The following is a 10,779-nucleotide window of genomic DNA, read 5'->3' on the forward strand; positions in this document are numbered from 1 at the left end:
AAAATTTTCGCAGCGAGGCATGAGTGGCGAAACTCGAAGAACAGGATCGACGAATCCTGGCGGCGTTGCAGGCCGACAGCCGCGTCTCCAACCAGGAGCTTGCCGACATCGCGGGAATGTCGGCCTCGGCATGCTGGCGGCGCGTGAAGGCGCTGGAGGAGGCTGGCATCATCCGCCGTTACTGCGCCATCGTGGATGCCGCCGCGGTCGGCATGGGCTTCCACGCGATCGTCCACGTCTCGCTGACCCGCCACGACCACAACCACGTCGACACGTTCATCGCGGAAGTGAAGCGCCGGCCGGAGGTGCTCGACTGTTTCGCGACGACCGGCGAGGCGGACTATCACCTGCGCATCGTCTGTGCCGATCTCGCCGCCTACAACGATTTCCTCGAAGGCTTCCTGTTCCGCCTGCCGGGCATCGCCAACGTCCGCACGAACCTGGTGCTGAAGGATATCAAACAGGAGACGGCACTGGCGCTATGATGCGGCGTTTATGCCGGCACGGCTTGCCCGATGCGTTGCGCCTGCTTAGAAGCCGTGGAGGAGGCCGCCGATGATCTACCGCCGCATTGCCGACTGGAACGACGCCTACGCGAACGGCCCGAACATTCCGGGAGGTGATCGATGGCCCGATGCATGGATCGTGCCGGCGAAGACCTACCGGGACGAGATGGAGGCCAGTGGCCGCGCCCGTCTCGGCGTCCGCTACGGGGAGCGGGAACGCAACGCCTACGATCTCTTCCTTCCCGACGGCGCGCCGAAGGGCCTCGTCGTCTTCGTCCACGGGGGCTACTGGCTGCGCTTCGACCGCAGCTTCTGGTCGCACCTGGCAAAGGGAAGCGTCGACAGTGGCTTCGCGGTGGCGATGCCGTCCTACACGCTCTGCCCTGATATCCGCATCGCCGGCATCACGCGGGAGATCGGCCGCGCGATCGAGCATGCTGCCGGCGAGATCGACGGTCCCATGTTCCTGACAGGACATTCGGCCGGCGGCCACCTCGTCTCGCGCATGGTCTGCGCCGATACGCCTCTTTCCGAGGCCACGCGCTCGCGGCTGCGCAACGTCGTGTCCATCTCCGGCGTGCACGACCTGCGTCCGATCATGCGCATCGAGCAGAACCAGACCCTGCACATCGATGATGGCGAAGCGCTTTCGGAAAGCCCCGCGCTGCTCGAACCGGCGCCCGGCGCCCGCATCTGCTGCTGGGTCGGGGCGGGGGAGCGCTCGGAGTTCATCCGCCAGAATGCGCTGCTTGCCAATGCGTGGATCGGCTGCGGCGCCGAGACGTCCTGCGTGGAAGAGCCCGACCGCCACCATTTCAACGTCATCGACGGGTTGGCCGATCCGACCCATGCGCTGACGCGCACCTTGTTGACAGGCTAGGGCGCAGGGCGGAAGGTCGGTGGCAAGCCGGCCAGGCCGGTCACATGCGATAGATGGAGTGCGAATGAGAGCCGTATTCGTCCAGGTCCAGTGCCATCCGGGAAAGACGTACGAAGTCGCGGACGCGATCTTCGAGCGCGAGATCGCGTCGGAACTCTATTCCACCAGCGGCGACTACGACCTCTTGATGAAGCTCTACATCGACGACAGCGTCGACATCGGCAAGTTCATCGACGAGAACGTCGCCAACGTACCGGGCATCTTTCGGACCCTCACGACGCTGACCTTCAAGGCGTTCTGATCAGGCGAAAGCCTCGCGGCGCCGGCGCGTCCGCGTCAGGATCAACAGCATCACCGAAACGTTGAGCACGTTCCACCCGATGCCGTTGATGAAGGCGGCGGCGTAGGAGCCGGTGATGTCGTAGATCACGCCCGACAGCCAGCCGCCGAGGGCCATGCCCACGATTGTCGCCATGATGACGATCCCGATGCGCTCGCCGGCCTCGCGCGGCGGCAGGTACTCCCGCACGATGATGGCGTAGCACGGCACGATGCCGCCCTGCGAAAGGCCGAAGATGAACGAGACGACGTAGAGCGAGACGAGACCGTCGAAGGGAATGTAGAGCAGCAGCGACAAACCCTGCAGCACCGAGCCGATGAGCAGCGTCTTCACCCCGCCGATGCGGTCGGCCACGACGCCGGAGAGCAGACGGCTGACGATGCCGGCCGCGAGCATCAGCGACAGCATTTCCGCGCCGCGCGCCACGCCGTAGCCGAGATCCGCGCAGTAGGCGACGATGTGTACCTGCGGCATCGACATGGCCACGCAGCAGCCGACGCCGGCGACGATCAGCAGCCATTGCAGTGCCCGCGGCGAGAGGTCGATCTTGAACTTGGGCTGCGGTGCAGTCCCGGCACTGCCGCCATCGGTCTCCGGCGGCCGCGCTTTGAGGAAGAGTGCCAGCGGCACGATGGTGATGAGACAGAAGACGCCGATGGCGGCGCAGGTGACGCGCCATCCTTCCGTCGTCATTCCCCAGGTCACGACCCAGGGCCAGATCGTGCCGGCGATGTAGTTGCCGCTCGCCGCCCCTGCGACCGCGATGCCGCGGTGCCGCTCAAACCAGCGCGACACGTCCGCCATCAGCGGCCCGAAGGTCGCCGCGGTTCCGATTCCGATCAGGAGTTGCGCGGCCGCGAGCATCCAGTTGCTCGGCGCGAGTCCGGCTGCGACGAAGCCAACCGCCGAAATCACCGCCGCCACCGAGATCGGAACCACCACGCCCATGCGGTCGACGAAGCGGCCGATCACCACGTTGCCGATGGCGAAACCGACCATGGTCAGCGTGTAGGGGAGGGATGCCTCGCCGCGGCTGACGCCGAAATCCGCCTGCGCTGCGGGCAGGATGACCACGATCGCCCACATGCCCACGCTGCCGATTGTGCCGAGCAGCATGCAGATGCCGAGACGGAACCAAGCATGGCTGCCGTCCGGCGCATGGCTGTCTGCGGCCGCGGTGTGGGTCAAGTCTTCCTCCCGGACGCAACGCGCCCCTATCGTCCGGAACGATGGGAAAGCGGCGAGGCATTATCTACCGCCAGCGACGCAATGGTGATGGGCCAGGAAAGGACGTGTTCGGCCTGGCGAAAGGCGGGCTGTGGGGCCGCGAGAGCGCGGACCCGGACAATCACACTTTCACGGCGACCTTCATGAAATCCGGCATGTCGTCGCCGAAACCGACGGTGCCATCGGCCATGTCGTCGGGTTTGCGCCGCCCGCGATGGGTGTTCGCGGTTGCGCGTTCTTCCGCCGGACGAGGCTCGGGCCGTTCCACCGGCGCATCCTTGCGGCGCGCGTTCTGCGACCGGATCTCCTCGCGGCGAACTTTCTGGGCGGGCGGCGGGGATTGCGTCTCGGCGGGAGCAGTGGGAGCGGGGTGTTGCATGACCGCTTCTTCCACGACATCCGCGACGGGGTTACGGATCGGCTTCTCCGACGCACGGGCGCGGCGCGGACGCCCGCTCTCTTCCTTGCGGGAACCTCGCTTGGGCGCGCCGCGGCCGCGCCGCGGAGCGTCGTCCTCGCCCTCGCTCTGTACAACGGTCGACAGGTCGCCGTCGTGCCATTCGATCTTGTTGCCGGTCACCTTCTCGATCGCGTCAAGGTACTTCGCGTCCGATTTCGTCACGATCGTGAAGGATTTTCCAAGGCGGCCGGCGCGTCCCGTGCGACCGATGCGGTGGACGTAATCTTCGGCATGGATCGGAACGTCGAAGTTGAAGACATGGCTGACGTCGGGAATGTCGAGCCCGCGCGCGGCGACGTCGGAGGCCACCAGATAGCGCAGCTTGCCGTCGCGGAACCCCGCCAGCATGGCCATGCGCGCGCGCTGGTCCATGTCGCCATGCAGGGCGCCTGCATCGAAGCCGTGGCGCACGAGCGACCGGAAAAGCTCCGAGACGTCCACCTTGCGGTTGCAGAAGATGATCGCGTTCTTGAGAGTGGCGTCTTCCTCGCGCATCAGGTTGCGTAGGGCCTCGCGCTTGTCCCAGCCCTTGTTGCCGGATTTGACGAGGCGCTGCGTGATGTTGACGCCCGTCGAGGCAGCCTTGGACACCTCCACCCGCACCGGCGCCTGTAGGAACTGCTCGGTGAGCTTGGTGATCTCAGGCGGCATGGTGGCCGAAAAGAACAGCGTCTGGCGCGTAAAGGGGATGAGTTTGCAGATGCGCTCGATGTCGGGAATGAAGCCCATGTCGAGCATGCGGTCGGCCTCGTCGATGACGAGGATCTCGACGCCGGTCAGAAGCAGCTTTCCGCGCTCGAAATGATCGAGCATCCGGCCGGGCGTCGCGATCAGCACATCGGCGCCGCGCTCCAGCTTCTTTTCCTGCTCGTCGAAGGACACGCCGCCAATCAGGAGAGCGATGTTGAGCCGATGGTTCTTGCCGTACTTGATGAAATTCTCTTCCACCTGCGCGGCGAGTTCGCGCGTCGGCTCGAGGATCAGCGTGCGCGGCATGCGCGCCCGCGCGCGGCCCTTCTCGATGCGCGTGATCATCGGCAGCACGAAGGCTGCCGTCTTGCCGGTGCCCGTCTGGGCGATGCCCAGCACGTCCTTGCCCTGCACGGCATGCGGGATCGCGCCCGCCTGGATAGGGGTGGGGGTGGTGTAGCCTGCGTCGGTAACGGCGGCCAATACCTTGGGAGACAGACCGAGGTCTGCAAATGTTACCGCTTCCTGAGCGTTCTGGTCGTCTGCTGACACGATCTCTCGATTATCTTTGGTATTTATACCGCGCCCTGCGGGCGCTGCGCGCGGGCTCAAGCGGCCCAATGGTTCCTGGTGGCGTTACGGTGCAGCGCGGAAAATGTCAACCTTGCGCTCGTTCCGTACCTGATTTGCAACGGACGGGCGCGCCTTCGGTTCCATGCCCGGGAGACTCGGTGGGCGGCCAAGGCGTGGTCGGAACCCAGGCGCGGAAGATAGCAGATATTAACACAGGTTAAGAAGCAGTAGTTGAGCCCCCCTCGACCAACTGTGAACTTGGTCTGAGAGTGTTGTAATTTCGCACTAGGGGAGCGTCGGCAACGCTGTTATTTTTGTCACTCAGCAGATTCGGAATGCGGGGCCGGTCTGTCGATCTTGATGGAGAGGATGCAGGAATGAATTCGAGGATTTGCAAGATTGCGAAACTTGCGGTGCTTGGCGCGGCTGTTGGATTCGCAGGGCCCTCCTTGGCAGCGGACGTGGTCGAACCCTATGTCGCGCCGGTTGCAGCGCCCGTGGTCTACGACTGGACGGGCGTCTACATCGGTATACATGGCGGCTACGGCTGGGCCGAGACCGATGGCGTCTTCGATAGCGGCGGCGTTCCTGGCGGTCCGTACAATATTGGCGACTTCGATACCAACGGCGGTATCTTGGGTGCGCATGCCGGTTTCAACTGGCAATGGAACAACATCGTCTTCGGCATCGAAGGCGACGTAAGCGGAGGCTGGCTCGACGACACGCTCCAAGGTGCTTCGCCGGGTGCGAATACGGTCAACATCACTTCCGAGGTCGATCTGCTGGCAAGTGTCAGGGGCCGTCTCGGTTTTGCTGCGGACAACGTCCTGTTCTACGGCACACTGGGCGCTGGCTACGCGGATTACGAATTCACCAGTGTCTTCGATCCGCTCGTCGGAGTCGGTTCCGTTTCCGATGATGACTGGGGCCTCGCTTTCGGAGGCGGTGTCGAATACGCATGGGGAAACTGGCTGTTCCGTCTTGAAGGCATCCATTACGATGTCGAGCCGGGCTTCACTTTCGCGGGCGGAGAAGTGCCCGATGCAGACGCCGGCGATACCGTATTCGTCGATGGTGTGACGACCGTACGGCTCGGTGTCAGCTACAAGTTCTAGCGGTCGGCGGGGCATCGGCGGATCTCAATAGCGGAATTGCTCCGTCAGGATCCGCTCGTCCCAGCTGTGGCTGGCGTCGAACAGGATGGTCGCGGTCGCGTCACGCGATTCGCTTACTGTCACCGTGACGACGGATTTTACTTCCGTATGATCGGCCACGGCGTTGACCGGGCGTTTTACCGCTTCCAGAACGTCGAACCTGACGGTCGACTGATTGGGGATCAGCGCGCCACGCCAGCGCCTCGGCCTGAAGGCGCTGACGGGCGTCAGCGCGAGCAGCGGCGCGTCGAGCGGCAGGATCGGCCCCTGTGCCGACAGGTTGTAGGCCGTGGAGCCCGCCGGCGTCGCTACCATTACCCCGTCACAGATCAGCTCCTCGAGCCTGACGTTTCCATCGATGGTGATCCGCAATTTCGCGGCCTGGTAGGATTGCCGCAGGAGGGACACCTCGTTGATGGCGAGGGCGTCGACCTCCTCGCCACGGTCGGTCACGGCATGCATGCGCAAGGGGCGGATCGTCTCGGCGATGGCGGCCCCGACGCGCTCGCGCAGGTCGGATTCGCGGTACTCGTTCATCAGGAAGCCGACGGTTCCCTGGTTCATGCCGTAGATCTTGCAGCCGGCATTCATGTTCTGGTGCAGCGTCTGCAGCATGAATCCGTCGCCGCCGAGCGCGACGATCACGTCGGCCTCTTCCGGGCGGCTCTGCCCGTAGAGCGCCGAGAGCCGCCGGGCAGCCTCCTGCGCCTCAGGCGTCTCGGCCGCGATGAACGACAGCGTTGGCAGCGTGTTGTGCATTCCCGCTCCGCGTTGCCCGCAATCCCAGGGAAGAGGAGGCGGCTACCGGCGCGGGGTAGCATGCAATCGCACGTCGGAAAAGCGCGGCTCCCGCCGCCGTGAGCGGGACAGTGATGTCTTGAAGCCTTTACTGCGCCGCCGAATATGCTAACGGAACCGCCATGCCCTTGTAGCTCAGCTGGTAGAGCAGCGGTTTTGTAAACCGAAGGTCGCGGGTTCGATTCCTGCCGGGGGCACCACTCTCCTCTGAAAATGCCTTCCCGTTCAAGCGCTGGGTGACCGAAGCAAGTGATGTCGGGACGACCGGCAGAAACATGCCGTTTGTCCCAAGGTCTTCATTATGCCGGTCGAGACGGGGTTGAGCGTCGCCGGCACGGTGGAACTGGCCGGCCTCGATGCGCCGCCGACGCCGCGCCCAGCTTCCCCACAACGACCTGAAAGCTGTGTTCTCGAGACAGCCGAACGTCTGCACCTTCGTCCGGCGTCAGCGCGAGTTCATCCACAGTGTCGATTGCGGCGGAGGTGGCTACGGCGACCCATTTACACGCGATTCGAGGCGGATTCTGGAGGATGATCGCGAAGAATGGGTCAGCCACGAGGCCGCGCGCGAGGAATACGGCGTCGCGATGACGACCGAGGATGTGGGCCGGGCGGGTCGCGCGTAGGCGCCATCTCCCGCCGCCCTTGCGAAACCGTCCGCCTCAATCTACTCCGAGATGCGGACAATCTCGGCGCCGCGAACGGTCCGCGGCCCGGGCAGCCGCTCTTTCAACCTATTCGATGGGCGCTGTTTCCGGCGTTTGCCGGTGCCGGCGTCTTCTGCGACTTTCCCGCGCGGGTCTCGGTCGGCTGCAGGGGCGAAGCGGACGGGCGGTGGGGCATGTTGCCCCAAGGGGTCCACAGGGCCGCCTTCTTGGCGGATCGCGCGGACTGCGTGTGGAGCAGGGTCATACATCGTCCTCCTCTGACGTATGCCTAACAAATCGCAAACAAATTTGTTCGAATTGTACCGATCGCGATCACGAACGCGCGATTGCGGCCTCACACTGGGCGGTCGAGGAACCTTCGCGCGGCGTAGAGCGCCACTGCGGCCGCGTTGGAGACGTTCAAGGAGCGTATGGCGCCCGGCAGATCGAGCCGTACCAGGGCCGATACGGTCTCGCGGGTCTTCTGGCGCAAGCCCTTTCCTTCCGCGCCCAGAACGAGTGCGATGCGATCGCCCTGGAACGAGCCTTCGATCTGTTCGGGCGCTTCCGAATCGAGACCAACGGTCCTGAAACCCGCTGCATGCAGTTCGCCGAGCGCGGCGGCCAGATTTCGCACCTCGATCAGGTCGATATGCTCCAGCGCTCCGGACGCCGCCTTCGCCAGCACGCCGGACTCCGACGGGCTGTGGCGCTGCGTCGTAATCAGCGCGCCAGCCCCGAAGGCCACGGCCGAACGGATGATGGCGCCCACGTTGTGCGGGTCGGTGACCTGATCGAGCACGAGGACCAGCGGGCTGTCGCCGAGCGCGCCGAGCGCCTTCGGCACCAGCGGCCGCGCCTCGATCATGGCCCCCTGGTGGACGGCCTCTCCGCCGAGGATCCGGTCGATCTCGCGCGGTTCTACGATCTCGACCGGGAAGGGCAGGGCGGCGGTGTCCCCCAGGGCGAGCCGGTCGAGCGCATTCCGGGTGACGACGAGGCGCGCGATCTTGCGGCGCGGATTGTCGATCGCCGCGCGAACGGTGTGCAGCCCGTATAGACGCACCAGACCGTCCAGCGCGGGTTCGCCCTCGGCCGGGCTTCGCGGGCGCGGCTGCGCACCGCGGCCTTGGTCGCGGTGCGCGCGGCGAAGCCGGGCATAGTGGCTGTCTTTCGGCGTTCCGGAATTCTGATCGTCGCTCATGCGGTCTCTATAGCGTCGCGACGCGCGGAAGGATACCGGCCCGCGCCCGTTCGCGAACCGCCGGCCGGGACCAGTCCCAGGGATGATGGAACCAGTCCCGAAATCGGCCGCGGTTCCGGTTGACACGCCGGAAGGCAGTCGCCATAAGGCCCCTCGCGGAGACGGGAGGCCATTCGCTGGTCGCCCGGATTGCGCGAGTGCCTCGTATGCACGGCTCCGGATCGCGTCTGGAGGGGTGTCCGAGTGGTTAAAGGAGACGGACTGTAAATCCGTTGGCTCAGCCTACGCTGGTTCGAATCCAGCCCCCTCCACCACCGCGACCAGGATGCCGAGCCGACGAGGCGGACCGATGCGGTCCGAACTGCCGCCATCGCGCCACTTCCGCCGTGGTGACGCACGGACTGTCCCGAACGATCTTCATCACACCCACACGCAGTCGCACGCCGCTTCCGGCGTAGTCTCCCTTTGCTTTCCAGAGTGCCGGATATCTCGGACAGGCTTGGCCGGCCCGGAGACCGTGAGGACGATCGTTGCGCGCCGTTTGCCCTCCGACGGGCTGGAGCCGGGAAGTTTGGCGGACCGTTAATGATTGCTTAGAGACTCGTCTGATAGTGATTCTATCAAGGACTCCGTCCAAGGTGCCGCAAAGCCGGCCTCCTGCCGACGGAAGCGGGTGAAGCGGCTCCGAACGGGAGGGCGCCGTTGCTTCACCAAGGCCATCGCTGGCCTGTCCACCGATGCCGTCGCGGCGCTAACCACCGACCAACTCGGCGCCCTCACTGCCGGCCAGATCGCTGCCCTGAAGACCACGCAGGTCGCTGCCCTGACCACCGACCAGATCGGCGACCTTTCGACCGACCAGATCGGCGCACTGACGGCGGCACAGGTCTCGGCACTGACGACCGACTAGATCGGCGCGCTGACCACGGACCAGGTGGCGGCCCTCAGCGTGAAGGCGGTGACGGGTCTCAAGACTGCCCAGGTCGGGGCTCTGAGCACGGACCAGGTCGGCGCACTCAGTGCGACCCAGGCCGGCGCGCTCGGCGCCGACGACATCGCCGAACTCTCCACGGACGGGATCGCGGCACTAAAGACGGAAGCCTTCGCGGGCCTGTCCACGGACGCGATTGCGGCGCTCACCACCGATCAGATCGGCGCCGTTACCACCGCTCAAGCCGGCGCACTGACATCTGCCCAGGTGGCCGCGCTGACGACGGACCAGATCGGCGACCTCTCCACCGCTCAAGCCGGCGCACTGACATCTGCCCAGGTGGCCGCCATGTCGACCGACCAGATCGGCGCGCTGACGGTCGACCACGTCGCGGCGCTGAGCACCGCCGCGGTGACCGGCCTCACGGCCGATCAGATCACCGCCATGAGCGCCGACCAGACTGAGGCTTTCACCGCCGCGCAGACCGCGGCGTTGAGCGCCACCCAGATCGCGGCCATGGAACTGGAGGACATCCAGGGCTTCTCGACCGACGACATCTCCGCCATCAGCACCAGCGGCATCGCCGGACTGTCGACAGACGATATCGGAGGCCTGAGCGAGGAGCAGCTCGGGGCACTCACCACGCCGCAGCTGCAGGCCATGAGCACGGCACAGGTCGAGGCCGTGATCGCCGCCTACCAGGCGGTCTGACGATCGGTGACACGATGTCCCGCCCCGTCCGGGGGCGGGTCGGTGGGGCTTGCCGACATCACCCTTGACCTCCCCGGCGGGCTCGAATAGGTGTTTCCCCGCTGCGGGCATGGTGAAATGGTATCACATGAGCCTTCCAAGCTCTTGGTGCGGGTTCGATTCCCGCTGCCCGCTCCATCCGCTCTCATCCATCGCTTCGCTCTTGCAAACCGAACCTCCGCGTCGGCCGCCGGTCGCAGCTGTCTCAGTCTTCGTCCAGGAACTGATGATAAAGCGGCCCTTCCGGCACTCCCGCTACGAGCGCGACCGTGCCGCTCCCCACAATAGCCGACAACAGCAGTATCAGGATCATCCGCATCAGCACCCCCTCCGAGCCGGCGGCGATCCTGCATAGCGGCTACGTGGCGTCAAGCGGCCTTCTCGGACAATGAATGCGATTGCTCCGCGCGCTGCGGCCCCTTGTCTTTTCCGGCGGTAGCCGCTAATCGCCCCGCAACCGCAAACAGGCCCGTCGCGGGTCCAGGGAAAGAGACATGGCAAAAGGTAAATTCGAGCGCACCAAGCCTCATGTGAACATCGGGACGATCGGCCACGTCGACCATGGCAAGACGTCGCTGACGGCTGCGATCACGAAGTACTTCGGCGAGTACAAGGCCTA

The 10,779-nt window shown here is 65.2% G+C and carries 12 protein-coding genes and 3 tRNA genes; 11 read left to right on the forward strand and 4 right to left on the reverse strand.

Annotation, left to right across the window (positions count from 1 at the left end; genetic code table 11):
* The first annotated feature begins 23 nt into the window (after window positions 1-23).
* From ABGN05_RS23290 to ABGN05_RS23300, 3 genes are all read left to right on the forward strand, one after another.
* The gene (locus ABGN05_RS23290) at window positions 24-485 is read left to right on the forward strand and encodes an Lrp/AsnC family transcriptional regulator (protein WP_367956435.1); all 462 of its coding nucleotides are present in this window, start codon (window positions 24-26) and stop codon (window positions 483-485) included.
* 70 nt (window positions 486-555) lie between these two features.
* Window positions 556-1,386, forward strand: coding sequence for a hormone-sensitive lipase (locus ABGN05_RS23295; protein ID WP_367956436.1), 831 nt, complete (start codon window positions 556-558; stop codon window positions 1,384-1,386).
* A gap of 64 nt (window positions 1,387-1,450) precedes the next feature.
* The gene (locus ABGN05_RS23300) at window positions 1,451-1,687 is read left to right on the forward strand and encodes an Lrp/AsnC ligand binding domain-containing protein (RefSeq protein WP_367956437.1); all 237 of its coding nucleotides are present in this window, start codon (window positions 1,451-1,453) and stop codon (window positions 1,685-1,687) included.
* On the opposite strand, the gene ABGN05_RS23305 is transcribed toward ABGN05_RS23300, so the two are convergent.
* Complete coding sequence (locus ABGN05_RS23305; RefSeq protein ID WP_367956438.1) at window positions 1,688-2,914, reverse strand: MFS transporter; 1,227 nt, start codon at window positions 2,912-2,914, stop codon at window positions 1,688-1,690.
* 160 nt (window positions 2,915-3,074) lie between these two features.
* Complete coding sequence (locus ABGN05_RS23310; RefSeq protein ID WP_367956439.1) at window positions 3,075-4,655, reverse strand: DEAD/DEAH box helicase; 1,581 nt, start codon at window positions 4,653-4,655, stop codon at window positions 3,075-3,077.
* Between the two features lie 398 nt (window positions 4,656-5,053).
* Between ABGN05_RS23310 and ABGN05_RS23315 the strand changes: the two genes are divergently transcribed.
* Window positions 5,054-5,791 (forward strand): outer membrane protein, encoded by a 738-nt coding sequence (locus tag ABGN05_RS23315; protein ID WP_367956440.1) that lies wholly within the window; start codon window positions 5,054-5,056, stop codon window positions 5,789-5,791.
* 24 nt (window positions 5,792-5,815) lie between these two features.
* Here the strand turns inward: ABGN05_RS23315 and ABGN05_RS23320 are convergent, their stop codons facing one another.
* Window positions 5,816-6,589, reverse strand: a complete 774-nt coding sequence (locus ABGN05_RS23320) for an NAD kinase (RefSeq protein ID WP_367956441.1) — start codon at window positions 6,587-6,589, stop codon at window positions 5,816-5,818.
* A 163-nt stretch (window positions 6,590-6,752) separates the two neighbouring features.
* Between ABGN05_RS23320 and ABGN05_RS23325 the strand changes: the two genes are divergently transcribed.
* Together ABGN05_RS23325 and ABGN05_RS23330 are read left to right on the forward strand one after the other, a co-directional pair.
* Window positions 6,753-6,828: transfer RNA gene (locus ABGN05_RS23325), tRNA-Thr, on the forward strand.
* A 156-nt stretch (window positions 6,829-6,984) separates the two neighbouring features.
* On the forward strand, window positions 6,985-7,254 hold the full coding sequence (locus ABGN05_RS23330) for a hypothetical protein (RefSeq protein WP_367956442.1): 270 nt from the start codon (window positions 6,985-6,987) through the stop codon (window positions 7,252-7,254).
* A 376-nt stretch (window positions 7,255-7,630) separates the two neighbouring features.
* On the opposite strand, the gene ABGN05_RS23335 is transcribed toward ABGN05_RS23330, so the two are convergent.
* Complete coding sequence (locus ABGN05_RS23335; protein WP_367956443.1) at window positions 7,631-8,479, reverse strand: TrmH family RNA methyltransferase; 849 nt, start codon at window positions 8,477-8,479, stop codon at window positions 7,631-7,633.
* Window positions 8,480-8,708: 229 nt separating this feature from the next.
* On the opposite strand from ABGN05_RS23335, the gene ABGN05_RS23340 reads away from it, so the two are divergent.
* The 5 genes from ABGN05_RS23340 to ABGN05_RS23360 form a co-directional block, all read left to right on the forward strand.
* A tRNA-Tyr gene (locus ABGN05_RS23340) sits at window positions 8,709-8,793 on the forward strand.
* 359 nt (window positions 8,794-9,152) lie between these two features.
* Window positions 9,153-9,389 carry a hypothetical protein gene (locus tag ABGN05_RS23345; RefSeq protein WP_367956444.1) on the forward strand — a complete coding sequence of 79 codons (237 nt, stop codon included), beginning with the start codon at window positions 9,153-9,155 and terminating at the stop codon, window positions 9,387-9,389.
* A 9-nt stretch (window positions 9,390-9,398) separates the two neighbouring features.
* A complete protein-coding gene (locus tag ABGN05_RS23350; RefSeq protein ID WP_367956468.1) occupies window positions 9,399-10,121 on the forward strand; it encodes a hypothetical protein in 723 nt (240 codons plus the stop codon).
* 103 nt (window positions 10,122-10,224) lie between these two features.
* Window positions 10,225-10,298: transfer RNA gene (locus ABGN05_RS23355), tRNA-Gly, on the forward strand.
* Between the two features lie 356 nt (window positions 10,299-10,654).
* Window positions 10,655-10,779: GTP-binding protein (locus ABGN05_RS23360; protein ID WP_367956469.1), on the forward strand; the 125-nt coding region annotated here is incomplete at its 3' end.

The organism is Aquibium pacificum (assembly GCF_040839445.1).
Taxonomy (GTDB): Bacteria; Pseudomonadota; Alphaproteobacteria; order Rhizobiales; family Rhizobiaceae; genus Aquibium; species Aquibium pacificus.

What these genes read in the sequence shown, in the direction of transcription:
- ABGN05_RS23320 (WP_367956441.1), bottom strand. Translation starts at nt 6,589, where the DNA reads ATGCACAACACGCTGCCAACGCTGTCGTTCATCGCGGCCGAGACGCCT.
- ABGN05_RS23335 (WP_367956443.1), bottom strand. Translation starts at nt 8,479, where the DNA reads ATGAGCGACGATCAGAATTCCGGAACGCCGAAAGACAGCCACTATGCC.
- ABGN05_RS23300 (WP_367956437.1), top strand. Translation starts at nt 1,451, where the DNA reads ATGAGAGCCGTATTCGTCCAGGTCCAGTGCCATCCGGGAAAGACGTAC.
- ABGN05_RS23315 (WP_367956440.1), top strand. Translation starts at nt 5,054, where the DNA reads ATGAATTCGAGGATTTGCAAGATTGCGAAACTTGCGGTGCTTGGCGCG.
- ABGN05_RS23295 (WP_367956436.1), top strand. Translation starts at nt 556, where the DNA reads ATGATCTACCGCCGCATTGCCGACTGGAACGACGCCTACGCGAACGGC.
- ABGN05_RS23330 (WP_367956442.1), top strand. Translation starts at nt 6,985, where the DNA reads ATGCGCCGCCGACGCCGCGCCCAGCTTCCCCACAACGACCTGAAAGCT.